The sequence below is a fragment of the Streptomyces sp. NPDC088387 genome (assembly GCF_044753385.1).
Classification (GTDB): Bacteria; Actinomycetota; Actinomycetes; order Streptomycetales; family Streptomycetaceae; genus Streptomyces.
On record NZ_JBIVNC010000018.1, the window covers coordinates 117,303 to 137,927 of the forward strand.

General features: G+C 72.2%; 19 protein-coding genes and 1 pseudogene. 12 read left to right on the top strand and 8 right to left on the bottom strand.

Annotated features, from left to right (window positions below; all coding sequences use genetic code 11):
• Window positions 1-162 precede the first annotated feature (162 nt).
• Window positions 163-966, top strand: coding sequence for a phytanoyl-CoA dioxygenase family protein (locus ACIQAC_RS35455; RefSeq protein WP_402198638.1), 804 nt, complete (start codon window positions 163-165; stop codon window positions 964-966).
• Between the two features lie 94 nt (window positions 967-1,060).
• On the opposite strand, the gene ACIQAC_RS35460 is transcribed toward ACIQAC_RS35455, so the two are convergent.
• Window positions 1,061-2,344, bottom strand: coding sequence for an ATP-grasp domain-containing protein (locus tag ACIQAC_RS35460; RefSeq protein WP_402198641.1), 1,284 nt, complete (start codon window positions 2,342-2,344; stop codon window positions 1,061-1,063).
• A gap of 78 nt (window positions 2,345-2,422) precedes the next feature.
• Here ACIQAC_RS35460 and ACIQAC_RS35465 point away from each other — a divergent pair, with 78 nt between their 5' ends.
• Together ACIQAC_RS35465 and ACIQAC_RS35470 are read left to right on the top strand one after the other, a co-directional pair.
• Window positions 2,423-3,667, top strand: coding sequence for an MFS transporter (locus ACIQAC_RS35465; RefSeq protein ID WP_402198642.1), 1,245 nt, complete (start codon window positions 2,423-2,425; stop codon window positions 3,665-3,667).
• Between the two features lie 178 nt (window positions 3,668-3,845).
• A complete protein-coding gene (locus ACIQAC_RS35470; protein WP_402198645.1) occupies window positions 3,846-5,186 on the top strand; it encodes a nucleotide disphospho-sugar-binding domain-containing protein in 1,341 nt (446 codons plus the stop codon).
• A 279-nt stretch (window positions 5,187-5,465) separates the two neighbouring features.
• On the opposite strand, the gene ACIQAC_RS35475 is transcribed toward ACIQAC_RS35470, so the two are convergent.
• Window positions 5,466-7,031, bottom strand: coding sequence for an alpha/beta fold hydrolase (locus ACIQAC_RS35475; protein ID WP_402198646.1), 1,566 nt, complete (start codon window positions 7,029-7,031; stop codon window positions 5,466-5,468).
• A 171-nt stretch (window positions 7,032-7,202) separates the two neighbouring features.
• On the opposite strand from ACIQAC_RS35475, the gene ACIQAC_RS35480 reads away from it, so the two are divergent.
• The 3 genes from ACIQAC_RS35480 (at window position 7,203) to ACIQAC_RS35490 (ending at window position 10,188) form a co-directional block, all read left to right on the top strand.
• Window positions 7,203-7,556, top strand: coding sequence for a VOC family protein (locus ACIQAC_RS35480; protein ID WP_402198648.1), 354 nt, complete (start codon window positions 7,203-7,205; stop codon window positions 7,554-7,556).
• A gap of 248 nt (window positions 7,557-7,804) precedes the next feature.
• The gene (rfbB, locus tag ACIQAC_RS35485; RefSeq protein WP_402198650.1) at window positions 7,805-8,785 is read left to right on the top strand and encodes a dTDP-glucose 4,6-dehydratase; all 981 of its coding nucleotides are present in this window, start codon (window positions 7,805-7,807) and stop codon (window positions 8,783-8,785) included.
• A complete protein-coding gene (locus tag ACIQAC_RS35490; protein WP_402198652.1) occupies window positions 8,782-10,188 on the top strand; it encodes an NDP-hexose 2,3-dehydratase family protein in 1,407 nt (468 codons plus the stop codon). The genes rfbB and ACIQAC_RS35490 overlap by 4 nt, the downstream gene beginning before the upstream one ends.
• Before the next feature lie 123 nt (window positions 10,189-10,311).
• Here the strand turns inward: ACIQAC_RS35490 and ACIQAC_RS35495 are convergent, their stop codons facing one another.
• Both ACIQAC_RS35495 and ACIQAC_RS35500 read right to left on the bottom strand, forming a co-directional pair.
• Window positions 10,312-10,818 carry a carboxymuconolactone decarboxylase family protein gene (locus tag ACIQAC_RS35495; RefSeq protein WP_402198653.1) on the bottom strand — a complete coding sequence of 169 codons (507 nt, stop codon included), beginning with the start codon at window positions 10,816-10,818 and terminating at the stop codon, window positions 10,312-10,314.
• A 62-nt stretch (window positions 10,819-10,880) separates the two neighbouring features.
• The gene (locus ACIQAC_RS35500) at window positions 10,881-11,720 is read right to left on the bottom strand and encodes a gamma-glutamyl-gamma-aminobutyrate hydrolase family protein (protein WP_402198655.1); all 840 of its coding nucleotides are present in this window, start codon (window positions 11,718-11,720) and stop codon (window positions 10,881-10,883) included.
• Between the two features lie 230 nt (window positions 11,721-11,950).
• Here ACIQAC_RS35500 and ACIQAC_RS35505 point away from each other — a divergent pair, with 230 nt between their 5' ends.
• From ACIQAC_RS35505 to ACIQAC_RS35515, 3 genes are all read left to right on the top strand, one after another.
• Entirely contained in the window at window positions 11,951-12,877 is a 927-nt protein-coding gene (locus tag ACIQAC_RS35505) for an ABC transporter ATP-binding protein (protein WP_402198758.1), read from the top strand.
• Complete coding sequence (locus tag ACIQAC_RS35510) at window positions 12,874-13,704, top strand: ABC transporter permease (protein ID WP_402198657.1); 831 nt, start codon at window positions 12,874-12,876, stop codon at window positions 13,702-13,704. The genes ACIQAC_RS35505 and ACIQAC_RS35510 overlap by 4 nt, the downstream gene beginning before the upstream one ends.
• A 190-nt stretch (window positions 13,705-13,894) precedes the next feature.
• On the top strand, window positions 13,895-15,103 hold the full coding sequence (locus ACIQAC_RS35515) for a ParB N-terminal domain-containing protein (protein ID WP_402198659.1): 1,209 nt from the start codon (window positions 13,895-13,897) through the stop codon (window positions 15,101-15,103).
• 377 nt (window positions 15,104-15,480) lie between these two features.
• On the opposite strand, the gene ACIQAC_RS35520 is transcribed toward ACIQAC_RS35515, so the two are convergent.
• Window positions 15,481-16,377 (bottom strand): helix-turn-helix transcriptional regulator, encoded by an 897-nt coding sequence (locus ACIQAC_RS35520; RefSeq protein ID WP_402198662.1) that lies wholly within the window; start codon window positions 16,375-16,377, stop codon window positions 15,481-15,483.
• 232 nt (window positions 16,378-16,609) lie between these two features.
• On the opposite strand from ACIQAC_RS35520, the gene ACIQAC_RS35525 reads away from it, so the two are divergent.
• The 3 genes from ACIQAC_RS35525 (at window position 16,610) to ACIQAC_RS35535 (ending at window position 18,244) form a co-directional block, all read left to right on the top strand.
• A complete protein-coding gene (locus ACIQAC_RS35525; RefSeq protein ID WP_402198664.1) occupies window positions 16,610-17,074 on the top strand; it encodes a helix-turn-helix transcriptional regulator in 465 nt (154 codons plus the stop codon).
• Between the two features lie 5 nt (window positions 17,075-17,079).
• Window positions 17,080-17,712: a glyoxalase gene (locus ACIQAC_RS35530; RefSeq protein ID WP_402198666.1), complete on the top strand. Its 633-nt coding sequence runs from the start codon at window positions 17,080-17,082 to the stop codon at window positions 17,710-17,712.
• Between the two features lie 70 nt (window positions 17,713-17,782).
• Window positions 17,783-18,244 (top strand): iron chaperone, encoded by a 462-nt coding sequence (locus tag ACIQAC_RS35535; protein ID WP_402198669.1) that lies wholly within the window; start codon window positions 17,783-17,785, stop codon window positions 18,242-18,244.
• Between the two features lie 330 nt (window positions 18,245-18,574).
• Here ACIQAC_RS35535 and ACIQAC_RS35540 read toward each other — a convergent pair whose 3' ends face one another.
• The 3 genes and pseudogenes from ACIQAC_RS35540 to ACIQAC_RS35550 form a co-directional block, all read right to left on the bottom strand.
• Window positions 18,575-18,985, bottom strand: a complete 411-nt coding sequence (locus ACIQAC_RS35540) for an enediyne antibiotic chromoprotein (protein ID WP_402198671.1) — start codon at window positions 18,983-18,985, stop codon at window positions 18,575-18,577.
• A 301-nt stretch (window positions 18,986-19,286) separates the two neighbouring features.
• Window positions 19,287-19,541: pseudogene (locus ACIQAC_RS35545) on the bottom strand (IS5/IS1182 family transposase); the annotation flags it as partial.
• Between the two features lie 304 nt (window positions 19,542-19,845).
• The gene (locus ACIQAC_RS35550) at window positions 19,846-20,526 is read right to left on the bottom strand and encodes a TetR family transcriptional regulator (protein WP_402198672.1); all 681 of its coding nucleotides are present in this window, start codon (window positions 20,524-20,526) and stop codon (window positions 19,846-19,848) included.
• Window positions 20,527-20,625 lie beyond the last annotated feature (99 nt).

Genomic DNA, 20,625 nt, shown 5'->3' on the forward strand with positions numbered 1-20,625 from the left:
AGTTTTCGTGGGTCTGATGACCTCACGGCCCGAAAGCATAGGGAGCCCGCGCGAGTATCGGCAACGGGCGCCGGCCCGGGCGGGCTTGAACATGAACACGGCCGTGAATATGCGCACCGGGTGCGCGACGATCCGGGGTGAGAAGCAGAGAGGGAGGGATCAATGGTGGACACCGATTACCGTGATCTGCGGGAGAACGGATTCGTGACGCTGCCGCGGCTGGTGGCGGGCGCGGAACTGCGCCGGCTGCACGGCGCGGTGGACCGGCTCAAGGAGCTCGCCCGGGAACGTACGGTCTCCTCGGGGGACTTCGTCCTGGAGGCGGCCGGTATCGGCGGCTGGGCGGCCTGGCAGCAGGGGGCGCGGGCGCTCACCGGGGTGCTGCGCTCGGCCGACCGGATCCACGAGCACGTCCCCGAGTTCGACGCCGTGCAGCGTTCGCTGGACCTGGCGGGCGGGCCGGTGGCCGGCGCGGTGGGCAGCGCGGGGCGGCTGGTCAACGCGTTCCTGTGGGCGAAGCCGCCGGTGGTGGGGTCGGGCAAGCCCTGGCACCAGGACATCGCGTTCGCGCCGCCGCAGTTCGGCGCCGAGGACAACGGCATCGTGACGATCTGGATCGCGCTGGAGCCGGCCACCGAGCACAACGGCTGCCTGGAGTTCATTCCCGGCTCGCACCTGCTCGGGCTGTTCCCGCACACCGGCGACCGGGAGCGGCTGCCCGGCGAGGCACCGCTGGACGCGGCGGTGGAACCGCACGTCGCCGACAGGCACCTGCCGCCCGTCCCGGCACGGACCGTGCCCCTGGAGCCGGGCTCGGCCGTCATGTTCGACGGCATGGTCCTGCACCGCTCGGCCCCCAACACGACCACCGCGCAGCCGCGCACCGCCGTCAGCTTCGTCTACCAGGTGCCGCGCCCGTCCTGGACCCGGTGGAAGCCGGCCACCACCGACACGGCCGGCGTCTGACCGGAAGCGGGGCGGGACCGGCGGGGCGGCGGGACGGGTGCGGTGGTGGGGTGTTCGACTGCTGAGGTTCCGCAGTCGAACGGGCCGTTGCCGGTCAGGCCGCCGTGTCCGGGGCGTCGTCGAGGGCGTAGAAGGCGTGGCCGTCGAGGTGGCGGATGGTGTTGAGGTCGCGCTGCACGACCTCCTCCAGGTCGTGCACGAGCGTCACCACGACCGGGTAGGTGAGGTCGTTGACGGTCCGGGCGATCTCCTGGCCGGGCCTGACCGGGGTCACCAGGGCGTGGAAGCTCTCCAGCCGCTCGATCTCCCCGATGCCCCGGTAGGTGCTCAGCACCCCCTCGACGGGTGAGACCATCCCGGCGATCGCCGCGTAGCGGCGCACCTGGTAGGGGGTGCCGGCGCGGGCGTGGAACCGCTCGGGGCGCAGGAACGCCTCGACGGTCCAGTCCAGTTGCGACGCGCCGATGCCCAGGCCCGCGGTGGCCGGGATGTTGCCGCCGGCGATGCGCGCGCCGACCTCGACCAGACAGGGCCCGTCCGGGGTCATCCTGATCTCCAGGTGCGCGGGGCCCTGCCGGATGCCCAGGGCGTCCAGGACCTTGAAGCCGTAGGCGCGCAGCGGTGCGACGACCCGGCTGCCGGAGTCGATCAGGGACAGCGAGTCGCACAGGTCGACGATGCCGTTCGCGCTGACGCGGCCGGTGCGCCAGACCTCGCACACGTGGTGGACCCCGTCACGGCTGACGGTGTTGACCATGTACTCGGTGCCGGGCAGGTACTCCTGGGCCACGGCCCCCTCGTTGGGGCGGGAGAACACGTCGTCGACGCCGGCCAGCGCGGCCAGCGCGGCGGCGGACTCCTCGGGGGTGTCGCAGAAGGACACACCGTGGCTGCCGGCGCCGCGCAGCGGCTTGACCACCACCCGGCCGCCGATCTCGCGGTGCCAGGCGGCGAGTTCGCCGGGGTCGGTGGCGCGCAGCTGGCGGGCCGCGCGCAGGCCCGCCGCGCGCACGGTCTCGATCATGAGGTGCTTGTCGCGGCGCGCGGCGCTCAGTCGGGTGCTGTTGCCGGGCAGGCCCAGCCGCGCGGCGAGCAGGTCCGCGAACTCGACGCCGCTCTCGCCGCCGCAGATGACGGCGGCCGGGGAAAAAGCGGCGACGGCCGCGACGGTGGCGTCCAGGTCACCGTCGTGGACGATATCCGCGACGAAGTCCCCGGGAACGTGAGGCGACTTGCGGTAGACGAACGGCACCTCGCGGGTGCTCTGCACACGGACGAGGGAGCACCCTTGTTCAAGAAATGTCAAAACAAGTGAACGGACCGCCGCATAGGCGTCGACAAGTACGATGCAGGTACGGGCCTTTTCGGCTGCTGTCATACGTTCAAAGTAGACAGAGTCTTCCCTCGCGGAAAGCTGTTCAACTCTGCCATCCTCCAGCCGCTGGAGGAGGAGAGAATGACGTCTTTTTCCCTGAGGTTCCGTTCCCCGAATTTCACGCCGGTGCTGCTGTTCGTGAACACGCTCGGCAGTTTTGTGGTCCTGGTGAGTCTGGCGACCCACGTGGGTTCGGTGACCGGTTCGGGACTGCTGGCGGGGGCGGTGCTGAGCGCGCCGTGGCTGCCCGCGCTGCTGCTGGCCGGCGCCCTGAACCGGCTGCTCGGCCGCCGGCCGGCACCGCGGCTGGTGCGGGGCGCGGAGGCGGCGAGCCTGGTGCTGACCGCGGCCGCGCTGCTCGCGCCGCAGGGCGCGCTGCTCGCGGTGGCGGCCGTTGTGCTGGTGGTCCGCGGCTACTTCGAGGCCGTCACGCGTTCGGCGACCGCGCTGGTGCTGCGCGCGGCGGTCCCGGCACAGCGCCTGGACCGGGCCAACACCTTCGCCGAGATCGGCAAGCTGACCGGCATGAGCGTCGGTGCGGCGCTGGCCGGGCCGGCCGCCTCGGTGCTGTCGCTGCGCGGGCTGCTCGCGGTGAACGCGGCCACGCTGGTGCTGTCCGCGCTGCTGGCGTGGGCGCTGCCGGACACCCCCGGCAGGACCGCCGGCACACTCGCCGGCGTCGGCGCCGACACCGGTGCGGGTGCGGGTGCCGGGGGGAAGGCGGGGAGCCGGCCGAGGGTCGAGGACCCGGTGCTGCGGCGGCTGTTCGCGCGTTTCCTGCTGGTCGCGTTCTGGCAGGGCTTTCACACGGTGGCCGTCACCGTCGTCCCGGTCCAGGTCCTTGCCGGCGGGACCCGCCTGGTGGGCGTCTTCGTCGCCGTCTCCTCGGTGGCCATCTTCGCCGGATCGCTGGCCGCGCTGCCCGCGCAGCGCTACCTCGACCGGGTGCCCTCGGCACTGTGGGCCCTGCTGCCCATGCCGCCGCTGCTGGCGGCCCTGCTGATCGGCCGGACGTTACCCACGCTGGCCTGCTACGCGCTGTTCCTGCTGCTGTTCGAGGTGGCCTACGTCCACTACAACAACCGGCTGCTGGCGGCCGCCTCCGAGCAGGAGCTCGCGTCGGTGGTGACGCTGAAGGCGACGCTGATGCCGTCCGGGGTGGCCGTGTCGATCCTCGCCATGGGCGCACTGTGCGACCTGGTGGGGCCGGTGCCGGCCGCGTTCGTGGTGGCCGCGGTGACGGTCGCGGTCACCGCCGCGACGACCGGCGGGGCCCGGCCCGCCTGGCCGCAGCGCAGGCGCAGACGCCGCCTGCAAGACGCCTGACCGGCGCCCCTCCCCCACCCCACCCCTCCCCTTCTCGCCGCCTCATCTCTCCAACTCTCCAACTCTCCTTCTCTCCTCTTCGCCTTTACGTCGTCCGACGGGTCCGCATGGCGTGCTGCGCGCGCCGTGCCCGCCCGCCGGTTCTCCGTCCTGTCCCCCACCTTTGAGGAAGTGCATTGTGCGGGTGCTCGTTGTGCCGTTTCCGTGGCAGACCCATGTCTTCAACCTGGTTCCGCCGGCCTGGGCCCTTCAGGCCGCCGGACACGAGGTCCGGATGGCTGTATGGCCGGACCAGTTGGATGCCGTCACCGGCGCCGGCCTGACGGGGGTGGTCGTCGGCCCCGGCGAGAGCGCCCAGCAGCGGGCCCTGCGCGACCGCAGACGCAGCTCCGCGCGCGGGCCCGCCGCCCCGCAGTCCGGGCCCGCCGCCCTGCGGCCCGCGCCCGCCGACCTCTCCGCGCTGTTCGACATCCGCCCGCACCGCGAACGGCTGGGCTGGCCGGAGGTGTCCGGCCTGTTCGAGGACCTGGTGCTGCCGCAGGCGCAGCGCTTCAACGACCCCATGGCGGACGACCTGATCGCCTACGCCCGCCGGTGGCGGCCCGATCTGGTGCTGTGGGGTGCGAAGGCGTTCGCCGGCGCGCTGGCCGCCGCCGCGGTCGGCGCCGTGCACGCCCGGGTGCTGTACTCGGTGGACGTCTATCCCCGGATGCGGGCCGACTACCTGCACGCCATGGCGGGCCTGCCGACCGGCGAACGCGTCGACGTGCTCGGCGACTGGCTGGCCGGCTGGGCCCACCGCCACGGTTTCGCGTTCGACGAGGACCTGGTCAACGGGCAGTTCACGGTGGACCCGCTGCCGGACGCGTTCCGGCCCGACCCGCGGGCGGCCATGCTGCCGATGCAGTTCGTGCCCTACAACGGGCCGGCCGTGGTGCCCGACTGGCTGTCCGGCACGGAACGCGAACCCGCCGTGCCGCGGGTGCTGATGACGTTCGGCGACGCCGTCAACGACGGGCCGGTACGGCTGCTGCTGTCCGAACAGCGGGTCCAGCAGATCCTGGACGCGGTGGCCGACCTGGACATCGAGCTGGTGCTGACGCTGCCCCGGACGTCCTGGGGCGCACTGCGCCAGGTGCCGGCCAACACCCGGCTGGTGGAGTCCGTACCGCTGTCGGAGGTGCTGCCGACCTGCTCGGCGATGGTGCATCACGGCGGCGCCTGGTCGTTCGGCTGCGCGCTGCGCTACGGCGTGCCGCAGCTGCTGGTCAGTCAGGCCTTCGACGCGCCGCTGAAGTTCGCGTGCCTGGAGCGGGCGGGGGCGGGGCTGGCGATGCGGCCCGGTGAGGCGGACGGGCCCGCCGTGCGGGCCGCGCTGGTCCGCCTCCTGGACGATCCGGCGATCCGGGCCGGCGCGGCCCGGCTGGGCGAGGAGGTACGGGCCATGCCCTCCCCCAACGAACTGGCCCGCACCCTGGAGGAGGCGGTGACCGCGGCGGGGGCGCGGCGGGCCGCCTAGCCCGACACGGCAACCGGAAGCGGCACGAGGGGGTCCGTCCCAAGGGGCGGGCCCCCTTCACACACCCCCGTCGCACGCCCGCGGCGCACACCCCCGTCACGGACCCGCGGCGCACGCCCGCGGCGCAACACCCCGCACCGCAACACCCGTACGGCGCGGCATGGGTGGTTGTACGGCGACGGGCCCCGTGGCGTCCGGACTGTTCCGGCGGCGGGGCCCGTCACTGTGGCGGGGCAGGGTGACTCAGGGATGGGGCGGGGTGGGGCGGGGCGGGGTGGGTCAGGGGGTGGGGACCGGGTCGGCGGCCGCCTGGCAGGTGGCGTCGATGCCCTTGCGGGAGGCGGGGCGGGTGCCGTCGCGCAGGAAGTCACCGACGTAGGTGTTCAGGCAGGTGTTGTTGTTCGCGGACAGGGCCGCGCCGACGTTGTGTCCCTTGGCCTCAAGGACGAGGCGGGAGTTGGGGAACAGGCCGTGGGTCTCGACGGCGCCGGCGACGCCGTGCGCGGTGTCGAACTCCGGCTGCACCAGCAGGACGTTGACGTTCTTGCCGCCGACCTTTTGCGGCTTGGCCTTCGCGGGGACCGGCCAGAACGCGCACGGGGCGCTGTACCAGGCGTTGGTCCAGGTCAGGAAGGTGTTGCCGGCGTTGTGCTGGGCGGTGTAGTCGTCGTGCCAGCGGTTCCAGTTCGTGGGCCAGGGGCCGTCGACGCAGTTGACCGCGTTGGTCATCGCGTGGCGGTTCTGGTGCGGGAAGCCGGGGTCGGAGTAACTGGCGCGCAGCGTCGCGGAGTTGTTGTGCACGACGTAGTCGGACAGGACCTTGGCGCGCGAGGTCCAGGTCCAGCTGCGGTAGACGACCGGCTCGAAGATGTCGGCGAACTCGGAGGGGCCTATCTCGCCGTCGAGGGGGGCCGCGCGCAGCTCGTCCTGGACGAGGTAGTAGTTGGCCTCGACCGCGGCGGCGGTGGTGCCCAGGTGGTAGACGCTGTCGTACTTGGCGACCCAGGCGAAGAAGATCTCCGCGTTGCGTTCGGACGTCACGTTCTTGGCGAGGTTGTTGCGGTAGCCGACGCCGCTGGGGCGCACCACGCTGTCCAGGACCATCCGCTGCACACGGTTGGGGAACATGGTGGCGTACAGGGAGCCGAGGTAGGTGCCCCAGTCGGTGCCGAAGTAGGTGATCTTCTCCTGGCCGAGCGCGATGCGCATACGGTCCAGGTCGCGGGCGGCGTCGTCGGTGCCCAGGTGCTCAAGGAGGCTGCCGTAGGCGTCGTCGCAGCTCTGGGCGTAGGCCTCGGCGCGGTCGACCCAGGCCTGTTCGGCGGCGGGGGTAGGCGGCACCGGGTCGGGCTGGGCGTGGCCGGGGTCGACGTAGTCGCTGTCGCACAGCACGGCGGGGTCGCTGGCGCCGACGCCGCGCGGGTCGAAGCCGATCCAGTCGTAGGCGGCGCCGACGTCGGCGGCGAGTCCGGTGGTGCCCTGGGCGTAGCGGGTGGGCAGGTCACGGCCGATGCCGCCGGGCCACTGGCCGCGGTTGAGGATGACGACGCCGCGGTACTGGTCGTCGGGGGCGGTGTGGCGGGCCCGGGTCAGCGGCAGGCTGATCTGCCGGCCTGCGGGCCGGCTGTAGTCGAGCGGCACCTGCACGGTGCCGCAGTCCAGGCCCTTGAGCATGTTGCCGAGGACCGGGTCGTTGTCGGGACACGGCACCCAGTCGACGGTGGTGGCGGCCGGCTTCGGCGACCTGCCGGCGGTGGCGGACTCCTTGGCGGACGCGGCCGGCACGAGGGCCGAACCCACCAGACCGGCGACGACCACGGATGTGAGCAACGTAAGCTTTTTCACGTCAATTTCCCCTCCTGAATTCAGCGCGCTCGCAGCCTGGCACCGGCTTCTTTGCCGCGGCTCAAGAACGCCTGGAAACCGGCTTGAGCAGGAGGGGCGGCGGATGTCACGCCTGCGCGGATTTCCCTAGCATGGGGCGACCGAAAACCCATGACCCCCCGGGAGTTCAGAATGGCTGACTCGGCCATCCAGGGAATCAAGACCGTGCTGCATCCCGTGGCGGACGTCGCCGCGGCCAAGAAGCTGTACGCGGCGCTGCTGGGCACCGACCCGCAGACCGACTCGGAGTACTACGTCGGTTTCGACGTCGCCGGGCAGCACATCGGGCTGGTGCCGGCCGGGGCGCAGGGCCTGACCTCCCAGGTCGCCTACTGGCACGTCACCGACATCGAGGCGAAGGTCGCCGACGTGGTCGCCGCGGGCGGCACGGTGCAGAGCCCGGCCACGGAGGTCGGCGGCGGCCGGCGGGTGGCCACCGTCACCGACCTGGACGGCAATGTGCTGGGGCTGCTCCAGGACGGCTGAGCGGGCGCGCCGCATCGCGTTCCGCCCTCAGGACCCTCGACCCCGATTCGAGAGGGCTTTGAGGGCGGCCGTGCACCATCACGGGACGGCGGGGGCCGCACAGCGGCCCCCGGTCCGGGGAGAGGGATGAGCCGGCTCTCGCGGCCCGCTCCGGCCGATCGGGCCGCGGCACCCCCCTTTCCGTCCCCTCATCGGAAAAGGACTCAACCCATGTTCCGAGCACGGAATTTCGAACGCGATGTGATCGAATGAAAATTCTTGTCACCGGTGGGGCCGGGTTCATCGGCTCGCACTATGTACGCACTCTCCTCGACGGCGGATATCCGGGTTTTGAGGACGCGCACGTCACGGTGCTGGATCTGCTGACCTATGCGGGAAACCGGGAGAACCTGCCCGCCGCGCATCCGCGGCTCACGTTCGTGCACGGCGACATCCTCGACCGGGATCTGGTGACGGCTCTCGCCGAGGGCCAGGACGCGCTCGTGCACTTCGCGGCGGAGAGCCATGTGGACCGCTCGATCCGCAGCGGGGCCGCGTTCGTGCGCACCAACGTCGAGGGCACCCAGGCGGTCATGGAGGCCGCGCTGGCGGCGGGTACCGGGCGGGTGGTGCACATCTCCACCGACGAGGTGTACGGCTCGATCGAGGAGGGGGTGTGGGACGAGTCGTCGCCGCTGCTGCCCAACTCCCCCTACGCCGCCTCCAAGGCGGCCTCCGACCTGGTGGCGCTGGCCTACTTCCGCACCCACGGGCTGCCCGTGTCGCTGACCCGCTGCTCCAACAACTACGGGCCCTACCAGCATCCGGAGAAGTTCATCCCGCTGTCGGTGACACGGCTGCTGGAGGGCCGGCCCATCCCGGTGTACGGGGACGGCGGGCAGGTGCGTGAGTGGCTGCACGTCGACGACCACTGCCGGGCCGTGCAGCGGGTGCTGGAGGCGGGCCGGGCCGGTGAGGTCTACAACATCGGGGCCGGCAGCGCCGTGACCAACCTGGAGCTGGCGCACCGGCTGGCCGAACTGTGCGGGGCGGGCCCGGAGATGATCCGGCACGTCACCGACCGCAAGGCCCACGACCGGCGTTACGCCCTGGACCAGGGCAGGATCGAACGCGAGCTGGGACACCGGCCGCTGACCGGGTTCGAGGCGGGCCTCGCGCAGACCGTCGCCTGGTACCGGGACAACCCGCAGTGGTGGAAGCCCGTCGTCGAGGACGGTGAGCGGCCGTGAGCGCCCCCGCACAGCTGATCCCGCGCAGCACGGCCGGGGTCGCGGACCGCATGGCCCTGTCCGCGGCGACCGCGACCGGCGTGCACATCGACACCGGTGAGGTGCCCGCCTGGCTGGCCCGGCACCGGCACGGCTGCGGCACACAGGTGCGGCGCATCGACTTCGCGGAGCTGGACCACTGGTCGTTCGCCGCCGACAGCGGCAACCTGCACCACAGCAGCGGGAAGTTCTTCACCATCGAGGGCCTGCACGTGGTGCGGCCCGAGGCGCAGTGGCAGCAGCCCATCATCGTGCAGCCGGAGATCGGCATCCTGGGCATCCTGGCCAAGGAGTTCGACGGTGTCCTGCACTTTCTGATGCAGGCGAAGATGGAGCCAGGCAACCCCAACCTGGTGCAGCTCTCCCCCACCGTGCAGGCCACCCGCAGCAACTACACCAAGGCGCACGGCGGTGCGGAGGTCCGCTATCTGGAGCACTTCCTCGATCCGGACCGCGAGCGGGTGCTGACCGACGTCCTCCAGTCGGAGCACGGCGCCTGGTTCTACCAGAAACGCAACCGGAACATGATCGTCGAGGTGGACGGTGACGTGCCCCTCCACGACGAGTTCTGCTGGCTGACGCTGGGGCAGATCGTGCGGCTGCTGCGGCTGGACAACATCGTCAACATGGACGCGCGCACGGTGCTGGCGAGTGCTCCGACAGCGCCCGCGGAGCCGCAGGCACTGTCCTCGGACGCCGATCTGCTGGCCTGGTTCACCGGGGAGCGGGCCCGCCAGGACGTCCACATCCGGCGGATGCCGCTGCGGGAGGTGGCGGGCTGGCACAGTGACGAGCGGGCCATCAGCCGCGACGACGGCCGGTTCTTCAAGGTGGTCGCCGTGTCGGTGGAGGGCGCCGGGCGCGAGGTGCGCGGCTGGACCCAGCCCATCATCGAGCCGGTCGAGGCGGGCATCGTCGCCTTCGCCTACCGCCTGTTCGACGGTGTCCCGCACGTCCTGGTGCACGCGATGGTCGAGGGCGGCTTCCTGGACACCCTGGAACTGGCGCCGACGGTGCAGTGCGTGCCGTCGAACTACGCCCATCTGCCGGCCGCGCAGCGCCCGCGCTATCTGGACCTGATGCTCGGCGCGCCGGCGGAGCGGATCCGTTACTCCACGGTCCACTCCGAGGAGGGCGGCCGGTTCCTCAACGCGGAGAGCCGCTATCTGATCGTGGAGACCGACGAGGACACCACGCCCGCGAAGGCGCCGCCCGGCTACCAGTGGGTGACGCCGGGTCAGCTGAGCTGGCTGGCCGGGCACAGCCGCTACATCAACGTCCAGGCACGCACCCTGCTGGCGGTGCTCAGCACCGGCGCGGCGGACCTGGGCCGCGGTACGGCGGGGGCCCGGCGGCTGCCCTGAGCGGCCGCCCTGAGCGGCTGCCGCACCTGAAAGTGGTGTTGCGGGAAGCGGTGCACGGCGAAGGCCCTGGCCGGCGGAATGGGGAGATTCCGCCGGCCAGGGCCTTCGTGTGGTGCGCGGTGGTCAGGGGGTGGTGGCGAGGCGGCTGGTCATGGGGGTCCAGGTCTTGGGGTTGATCCGCCAGTCGACGGCTTCCTGCCGGGTGGCGACGTTGACCCGGTTCCAGAGGTTGACCAGCCCGATGTGCAGGACCACCGCGGCGAGCTGGACCTCGGTCCAGTGCCGTGCGGCCTCGTCCCACACCTCGTCGGAGACGGGGTCCTCGCGGTCGTCGATACGGGTGGCGGCCTCGGCGAGGGCGAGCACGGAGCGTTCGGCGTCGGTGAAGCAGCTCTGCTCGCGCCAGGTCGCGACGACGGGCAGGCGGCGGTCCTCCTCACCGGCGTCCTCGAACTCCTTGGGCTTGATGGGCAGGTGGACGGTGCGGCCGTTGATCTGGCTGATCCTCAGATGGACGAGGACGAGGGTCTGAAGAGGGACGCCGACGCTGTTGACGGCCTTCACCAGGGCGCGCATGGGCGGCAGAACATCGGGAACGACCAGCGACGGGTTGGGCATCCGCGGCGACATCTCAGAAATCTCCTTCGCATGGGGAACCGAAAAAACAGTCTGGGCTCGCAGGTGGTGTGTTCTCAAGAAACCGGCAATAGTGCGGCCCGCTCATTCATCGAACGCCGGGCGGCGTCCGCGAGTGCGTAATGCAGCCGTTTGTCGGACGTCTGGCCGCATTCCCATTGCACGCCGACGACAAAAGCCCGACCGGCCGCCTCGACCGCTTCGACGGTGCCGTCGTCGGCGCGGCCGGTGACCGTCAGGCCGGCGCCGACGGTGTCGAGGGCCTGGTGGTGGTGGCACGCCGTGTACGGCCCGCCCCCGCCCCCCGCGCCCCCGTCCGCGCCCGCGTTCCCGTCGGCGCCGCTGTCGGCGTGGTCGGCGTTGTCGGCGTGGTCGAGGAGGGCGGCGAGGCGGCTGCCGGGCTCCGTCTTCAGCGGCAGCCGGCCCAGGGTGAACGTGCTGGTGCGGGGGCGGTGGCGGTCGTGGCCGGTGACCTCGGCGAGGTGCTGGTGCAGGGTGCCGCCGTGCGCGACGTTGAGCAGCTGCATGCCCCGGCAGATCGCGAGCAGCGGCAGACCGGCGTCAAGTGCCCTGTGCAGCAGGGCCAGTTCGGTGCGGTCGGTGTCCGGGGACGGTGCCCGGGTCGCCGGGTGCGGGCGCTGCCCGTACAGGGCCGGGTCCAGGTCGGGGCCGCCGGGCACGAGCAGGGCGTCCAGGGTGTCGACGAGGTCCTCGGCGCCGGGCACCAGTGGCAGCAGGACGGGGGTGCAGCCCGCCTCGGCGAGGAACGCCACGTGCGTCTGGAGGGTGAGGGCGACGACGAGGTCGCTGCCCTGGAGCGTGACGGGCGCCGTGCGGGCGCAGATCCCGACCACCGGCCGGCGTCCGGGGCGCGGCCCGTTCGTTCCTGGTTGCATGACCATCCTCTGCTCGGAGTTTCCGGTTCAACTGCGGAAAGGAAGCAGATGAAACAGGCGCTTCCCCCGACGGCCCGAAACGCCAAAATAGCCATGCGGTGATGCGGGGGCCATCGTTCACGCCCGCTCAAGGCGGCGACTACTGAACAGATAGCAATCCTGATATCACAGATGCCCGGGGGAGAAATTGCCCCAGCGAAACTCTCGCAGGCCATTCAACCGAGGTGACCATGATCGAGGCCAAGAACCTCACGAAACGCTACGGCGACAAGACCGCCGTGAACGACCTGTCGTTCACGGTCGAGCCCGGACGGGTCACCGGTTTCCTGGGACCCAACGGCGCCGGCAAGTCCACCACGATGCGGCTGCTGCTGGGCCTGGACCGGCCCGACGCGGGCGAGGCCACCGTCAACGGTGTGCCCTACCGGGACCTGGCCGAGCCGCTGCGCGTGGTCGGGGCGCTGCTGGAGGCGCGGGCCGTGCACACCGGCCGCAGCGCGTACGACCATCTGCTGTGCCTGGCGCAGACGCAGGGCATCGGAAAGCGGCGGGTCGGGGAGGTCATCGACCAGGTCGGCCTGTCGTCGGTGGCCCGCAAGCGGGCGGGCGGCTTCTCGCTGGGCATGGGCCAGCGCCTGGGGATCGCCGCCGCGCTGCTGGGCGACCCGGCCGCGCTGGTGCTGGACGAGCCGGTCAACGGGCTGGACCCCGAGGGCATCCTGTGGATCCGCAACCTGATGAAGTCGCTGGCGGCCGAGGGGCGGGCGGTGTTCGTCTCCAGCCATCTGATGAACGAGATGGCGGTGACCGCGGACCATCTCGTCGTCATCGGCCGCGGCCGGCTGGTCGCCGACTGCTCCACACAGGAGTTCATCGAGCAGAGCACCGAGCAGTCCGTGCTGGTGCGCACCGGCGACGGGGCGAAGCTCGCCGAACTGCTGGGCCGTGAGGGCGCGGTGGTCACCACCACCGCCGAGGGCGAACTCGACGTGAGCGGGCTCGCGGCGCCGCGGATCGCCGAACTCGCCGCCGCCGACGGCCTCGTCCTGCACGAGCTGTCGACCCGGCGCGGCTCGCTGGAGGAGGCCTTTATGGAACTGACCAAGGACGCCGTCGAGTACGACGCCGGCGTCGGTGCTGCCGGAGGTGTGAAGTGACCTCGACCGCCCTGTCCCCCGGCGCCGTGCGCCCGGCGGCCGGCCGCGACTTCGGCCGGCTGATGCGCTCGGAGTGGACGAAGATCCGCTCGGTGCGCTCCACGCTCTGGTCGCTGCTGGTGCTGGTCCTGCTGACCTGGCTGTTCACCGCGCTGTTTATGCAGATGGGCATCGCCAACTGGGACAAGACCAACGCCGCCCAGCAGGCGGAGATGCGGGCCGATCCGACCGGCACCATCCTCGGCAGCGGCATCCTGCTCAGCCAGCTCGCCGTCTGCGTGCTGGGCGTGATGGCGATCGCCTCCGAGTACTCCACCGGCATGATCCGTGCCAGCCTCCTCGCGGTGCCCCGGCGGGTGCCGGTCCTGACCGCCAAGAGCGCGGTGTTCGGTCTGCTGGTCCTCGCGGTGGGTGAACTGACCGCGTTCGGCTCCTTCCTCATCGGCGCCCCCGTCCTGGACAGCAAGGCACCCGTCTCCCTCGGGGACCCGGGTGTCCTGCGGGCGGTGGCCGGCTGCGGCCTCTACCTGGCGCTGCTGGGCCTGTTCGCCCTCGCGGTGGGCGCGCTCGTGCGGCACACCGCGGCGAGCATCACCGTCGTCATCGGTTTCGTCCTGGTCATCACCCCGATGGCGGGCATGCTGCCCGGCACCGTGGGCGAACACATCCACGCCTACCTCCCCACCGAGGCCGGCTTTATGATCACCCAGCAGACCGAGCGCGCCGGAGACCTCCTCGGGCCCTGGCAGGGACTGGGTGTACTGGCGCTGTGGACGGGCGCCCTGCTGGCGCTCGCGGCGCTCCAGCTGCGCCGCCGCGACGCCTGAAGAAAGTAGGAAACCAAGCCCCCGCGGGCGTCCGCCGGCACGGCCGGACGCCCGCGGTGTCCTCCCTTCCACTTCCCTTTTCCGGGGCCGGATCCTGGGGCTTCCAGGCAGCGTTGACCTGCCCTCCAGTCAAGCTGGACACCCTCCTGCGACCCTCGTCGGCAGCGGCAGCAGAGAGGGAGTTACCGGAATGGCTCAGAGCAACGCGCAAGCAGTCTCGATTACGAGTGCATTCAGTCCCGTCCGGATGGAGGGCGTCGGTTCGTCGACCCGCAGCGAATTCGATCTGAAGAACTTCGAGGCACTGCCGGCACGCGAGATCCCCATTTCCGCACTGTCGCCCGGAGTTTCCCTGCGGCAGGGCGGAACGGACGCCGCCCACATACGACTTCTCATCGACGCGGCGGATTCTGCGCAGCTTCCGCCCATTCTCGTCCAGGTGGACGGCTGCCGGGTCATCGACGGTCTGCACCGGCTGGAAGCGGCCCGTCTCATGGGCGAGTCCGGCATCCTGGCCCGCCTCGTCGACTGCTCCAACTCCGAGGCCCTGGTCATCGCCATGAAGGCGAACGGCACCCACGGCCTGCCCCTGTCCAAGGCCGACCGCGTTGCCGGCGCCCAGCAGGTTCTGGGCTCGCACCCCGACTGGTCCGACCGCGCCATCGCCCAGATCACCGGGCTGAGCGCGAAGACCGTCGCGGCGCTGCGCGAGAAGTCGGCCATCGCCGCCCCGCTGGGCGGCAAACGCATCGGCCAGGACGGCAAACGCCGCCCCGTCGACGCCGGCGAGGGCCGGCGGCGCGCCGCGCAGTACATCGCCGCCCACCCCGACGCCCCGCTGCGCCAGGTCGCCCGCGAGACCGACGTCTCGCTGGGCACCGTGCACGACGTCAGCGCCCGGCTGCGGCGCGGCGAGGGACCCGAACGCGCCGGCCGGCAGGCCTGCGAGACCCGCCCGGCACACATGCGGCCCGTCGCCGCGGTGCCCGCCCCCGCCCCGCCCGTGCACAGCGAGCCGGTACCCGACAGCGGGACGGCCGGGCACCGCGCCGCACTGCGGGTGGCCCGCTACGACGAACCCGCCCCCGCCCCCACCACGGCGCCGCGCCGCAACCACAGCGAACCCCCGCCCACCTGGGCCACGGTGGCCGCCAAGCTGGCCACCGACCCCGCCATCCGCTACACCGCCGGCGGGCGGGAGTTTTTGCGCTGGATGCAGTCGCACGCCGGCGGGCCCGGCGAGGACTGGCAGCGCCACGTCGAGGCGGTACCGCCGCACTGGCTGGGCGTCATCGCCCCGATCGCCGAGCACATCGGCCGCGAGTGGTGTCTGCTGGCCGAACAACTCAAGGCCCGCCAGGACCTGTGCCGCAACCCCACGACCCGCCCAGGCCCCTGACCCCACCGGCCGGCGCCCGTGCCCGCACAGCACTCAAGCCCCCGACCCCAGCGACGACACCCCGCCCACACAGGGCTCAGGCACCTGACCCCAGCGACAACGCCTGTGCCGCGCAGGGCTCAAGCCTCTGACGACAGCGGCAACGCCCCGCCGGCGCGCAACTCAGGCCCCTGACCCCACCGGTCGGCGCCCGTGCCCGTACAGCACTCAAGCCCCCGACCTCAGCGACAACACCCCGCCCACACAGGGCTCAGGCACCTGACCTCACCAACGACGCCCGCCCGCGCGGAGCTCAAGCCCCCGACCCCAGCAGCAACGCCCCGCCCGCACAGGGCTCAGGCACCTGACCTCACCGACGGCGCCCGTGCGCGCGGGGCTCAGGCTCCTGACCACAGCGGTGGCGTCCCCGCTCGTGTGGCGGGGAACGGCCGCAGTACACCTCCGCCCGCCCCGGCGGCCTCCAGGGCTCCCGGGATCGTGGGGGGTGGGGTGGGGGCGGCGACGCAGGGCGGGCGCGGTGCGAGCAGCGTGGGGGGTGTGAGGTCGGGCAGGGCCAGCAGGACCGGCGCGTCGAGCGGGGCGGGCGGGTGCAGCCGCAGCGCGGCGCTCGTCATCGCCCCCGCCGTCACGCCCACCGGCCGGATTCCGTGTCCGCCGACGAGGGCGGTGTGCCCGGCGGCCGGGTCGTGCCCGTCGCCGGCGGCCACCGCCGCGGCGAGCAGGTACCACTCCCCTGGCGGCACTTCGGAAAGCCGGTAGCAGACGGGGCCGCCCGCGGGGACGTCGACGACGGTGGCGGCGGCGAACGGATGCTGCATCAGCGCGGTGGGAAAGGCGCCGACGAACACCCGCGCGGCGCCGAACCCCGCCGGGACACGGACCGTACCCGCCACCGCCCCCACGCCCGGCCCGGTGTCCGGGACGGGGGTGGGGCCGGGCAGCGGCCGGCCGGTGTCCAGCGTGCGGCGGCGGAAGCGGCCCGGCGAGAGGCCGACGCTGCCGGTGAAGAAATGGGTGAACGAGCCGAGGCTGGCGTATCCGACCGCCGCGGAAATCTCCGCGACCCCCGCCGACGTATCGTCCAGGAGCCTTTTCGCCTCGTCGACACGGACCGCGGAAAGGAACCGTCCCGGACTGATTCCGGTCTCTTCCTTGAAAATCCGCGAGAAATGGAAAGTGCTGAGCAGGGCGCTCCCGGCGATTTCCGTGACGGTCAGCGGACCGCCGAAACGCGCCCGTATGCACGCGACCGCTTTCTCCACCGCTTCGCCCATGGCGCACCTCATCCGTGTCGATCCGCTCAACAGCGTGCCGCGCGCCTGCCGAAAGCCGCTCGAAGCCCGCTTGAGAACCGCTACAGGAGCGCGGCGCCCGCCGCGGCCACACGGCACGATCAGGAATCGAGAAGCCCCGCGCGCACAGCGCGGCTAGCGTGACGACGCCGGCCCCGCGACGACGGGGCGGGCGAACAGAAATGGAACGGACTGGATGAGAGGGGCCCCGCCCATGTGTCATCCCGCCCTGAGGCGCGCGCTCATCGCGGCGCAGCGCCTGCGTGACCTGGCGCAGCTGCGCCGGGTGCGTGACCGCATGGACCGGGAGGTGGCGCGGCCGCTGGACCTGGTGGCCCTGGCCCGCCTGGCGGACATGCCGTCCGGGCAGCTCAGCAGGCAGTTCCGCCTGGCCTACGGGCAGAGTCCCTACGCGTATGTGACGGCACGCCGGATCGAGCACGCGATGGCGCTGCTGCGCCAGGGCGGCACGGACGCCGGGCAGGTGTGGCGGGCCGTGGGCTGCCCCACGGCCGGTGTCTTCGGCGCCCGCTTCACCGCGCTGGTCGGCATGTCCCCCGACGACTACCGGCGCCGTGCGGCGTTGGACGTCCCCGGGCCGCCGTGGCGGGTGCCGCCACGGGCGGCGGTATCGAGCAGGATCGAAGAAGCACCGGCCCGGCCGGCGCGGATAGCGTGAAAACCATGACTTCCCTGGCATCCATCACCCTCGAGGTGGCCGACCCCGCGGCCGCCGAGCGTTTCTACAGCAGCGCCTTCGGACTGGGCCCGCGCCTTGGCCTGCGCGCCTCCGAGGCACCCACCTCCGGCTTCCGCGGCTTCACCATGTCGATCACCGTGGCGCAGCCGGCCGACGTCGACAGCTTCATCGAGTCCGCGCTCGCGGCCGGCGCCACCACCCTCAAGCCCGCCGCGAAGTCCCTGTGGGGCTACGGCGGCGTCGTCCAGGCCCCGGACGGCACCATCTGGAAGCTGGCGACCTCGGCCAAGAAGAACTCCGGCCCGGCCACCCGCAAGGTCGACGACCTGGTCCTGCTGCTCGGCGTCGAGGACGTCAAGGCGAGCAAGCAGTTCTACGTCGGGCAGGGCCTGGACGTGTCCAAGAGCTTCGGCGGCAAGTACGTCGAGTTCACCGCCGGCGACGCCAGCCCGGTGAAGCTGGCCCTGTACAAGCGCAAGGGCCTGGCCAAGGACGTGGGTGTCGGCGAGGAGGGCTCCGGTTCGCACCGGATCGTGCTCGGCGGCACGGCCGGTTCCTTCACCGACCCGGACGGTTTCGCCTGGGAGAGCGCGTCGGTGACCTCCACCCCGGCCTGAGCGCCTTCCCGGCGCGGGCGTGCTCGCACGGGAGGGCCACGGCCACACACCTGGCACGAAAGGACACGCCATGAAGAGCTCGCAGTCGTCCCCCAAGACCTCCGCCGCGGACGAGTCGTTCACCGCCGAGGAGCGTGCGGCCCTCAAGGAGCGCGCCAAGGAGGTGCAGAGCGCCAAGCGCGGTGCGCGCGGCGCCAAGGCGGACCCGGAGGCCGAAGTCCTCGCGAAGATCGCCGAGATGCAGGACGCGGACCGGGCCCTGGCCGAACAGGTCCACCGGATCATCCGGGCGAGTGCCCCGCACCTGACGCCCAAGCTCTGGTACGGGATGCCCGCGTACGCCAAGAACGGCAAGGTGCTCTGCCACTTCCAGAGCGCGGCGAAGTTCAAGACGCAGTACGCCACGCTCGGCTTCAGTGACCAGGCCGAGCTCGCCGACGGGGCGGTGTGGCCGGTGGCCTACGCCCTGACCGCCCTGGGCCCGGCCGACGAGGAGCGCATCGCCGCCCTCGTCAAGCAGGCCGCGGGCTGAGGCCGGCGCGCGCCCCCACCCCGGGCGCCCCGGCCCTCCCGCACCCCGCGACACGACGAAGCCGCCCCGTGGACAACCGTCCACCGGGGCGGCTTCCCGCATGACCGGTGCAGACCGCGCAGACCGCGCAGACCGCGCAGACCGCGCAGACCGCGCAGGCGGCGGGGGCTGCGCAGGCGGCGGGGGCTGCGGAGTGCGGGGGGCGGGCATGCCGGAACCCGGCCCGTGCGGTGGTGTCGTGGCGGTCGGCGCGCCACGTCCTGCCGTGCACGGTCCGGGTTCGGACACAGGGCCGTCGGCCCGGCGGGTGCGCCGGGCCCTCCCGCCGGCTCAGCCGAAGGAGATGTTGGTGCCGACGGCGCCGGTGGCCTCCAGGTAGGCGACCAGCTGGCACTGCTGGGCGCCGCAGTCCACGGTGACGGTGGAGCCGGTGCTCCAGTCGGTGGCCGTGAAGGACTTGCGGACGCTGTACTGCGCGCTGAAGCTGCCGTTGGCGCCGACGGTGGCCCGGGTCAGGGAGTCGGTGCAGGTGGTGGCCTCACGGCACTGGGAGACCGCGACCTCGGAGCCGGCCGGGAAGCCGGTACCGGTCACGGTGACCGTCTGGCCGTTGGACAGGCCCGAGGCGGGCGAGGCGGCGACCGCCGGGGCGGCGGAGGCCGGGCCCGCGGAGAAGGCGAGAGCGGCCACGGCGGCGGCGCCCAGCATGCCGGCCTGGGACAGACGCGAGCGGATCTGCATGGTCATCTCCTTGACTACGTACGGAATTTCCGTGGGGGGCGGCGCGCCCGGTGATCAACGCGCCTCACTCAGGCTGGGGGTCCGCGCATGAGAGTCACTCGAAGATCACTCGAGAAGGGTTCGGCCTCCGCACAAGACCCAACGGAGGCCGGACACAAAGGAGTTGGACGTTCACTGGGATCCGGCACGGGCCCGCCAGGGCCCCTGTGCGCCCGTGTGCGGGCCTGTGCGGCCCTGCGCGGATGCGGGCAGGGCGCCCGGGGGTTGCGGGCGGCGGGCGGGGCTCTGGGGGCGGTGCGGGTCAATGCACCAGGTCGTGTCCGCAAGGTCGGGGCAGCCACAGTCGTAGGCAGGCCAGGGTGACCAGGGCCTGGTCGTGGCAGGCGCGTTTGTCGTAGCGGGTGGCCAGGGCCTTGTTGTGCTTGAGCCGGTTGAAGCAGCGTTCGACGATGTTGCGGCGGCGGCAGGCGGCCCGGTCCAGCCGGCAGCGGCTCTCGCCTCGCCGGATACGGCCCTTGATCTGGTCGATCCGTTCCGGGACGGCCGGGCCCGCACCGCTCGATGCGGACAGTGCGGCGACGTACCCGGCGGCGTCGGGGCGTGGGCCGTGGCGGCGGGCGAGCAGTTCCTGGGCGTGTGCGGGGCTGTCGTGCCACAGCCGGATGGCGACCTCCAGCTTGAGCGCCGGCACTGCTCCGGCCGTGTCCTCGGGGGCGCGCGTCCTGCGCCGCCGCTCTCACCGCGGCTCCGGCCTGCTCCAGTGCCGTTCGCGCGATGCCGACCTGCGCCTCCTCCTTGCTCCCCAAGTACTTGCAGACCGTGGGGCGCGGCAGACGGGACTCCCCGACGGTGTCACGGACCTACTCCGGCCCCTCGGTCACCGACTGCGGCGCGGCAAGCCCCATACAGGTCGCCGCCAGCAGGCGGCGCAGCGTGCCGAGAAAATCGGTGACCGAGATCGCGGCGAGATCGGGATCCCTCAGCTGCGCCGACGCCAGGCCCTGCGCGGGATGCGTGACCTGCCACAGCGTCGCCGCCAGCGCGTCGGCCGCGAGGACCACGTCGCTCGCGGCGCGCGCGTCGAGGGAAGGAGCCGCCGCCGCGATCGCCTCGACCATCGCGGCGATCGGCGCGCGGGTGCGTTGCTTGAAGTCGATGACGCGGTCCACGTCGACCGCGTGTTCGAGGTGGAGCGGCACATTGGCCAGCAGGTCGCAGAACAACGGGTCGGCGGCGAGCGTGGTCGCGAGAACGTCGGCCAGCCGGTCGGCCTCCGCACGCTCCCCCCGAAGAGCCTCGCAGACCGCCTGCGACCAGCGGATCCACCCCTCCGCGGCGAGATGGAGCAGCACTTCCTTGTGCGAGTCGAAATAGCGCCGCACCGCCGAGTGGTGGACCCCGGCGCTCTGCGCGATGGCCGTCAAAGTCACCCCGGCCACCCCTTGTTCGGTCGCCAGGACCCGGGCGGCGTCGATCAGGTCCTGGGCGCGTCGGCGCTTGCTCTCGGCGGAGCGCGCGCGCTGGAAGGGAGGCGTGGTCATACCCACAAGATAACGCACAGGCCGTGCGTTGCTTTCCGGGCAGGATGGTCGTACGGTTGTTAACGAACAGACCGTGCGTTAACAACGGCATCGTCACGC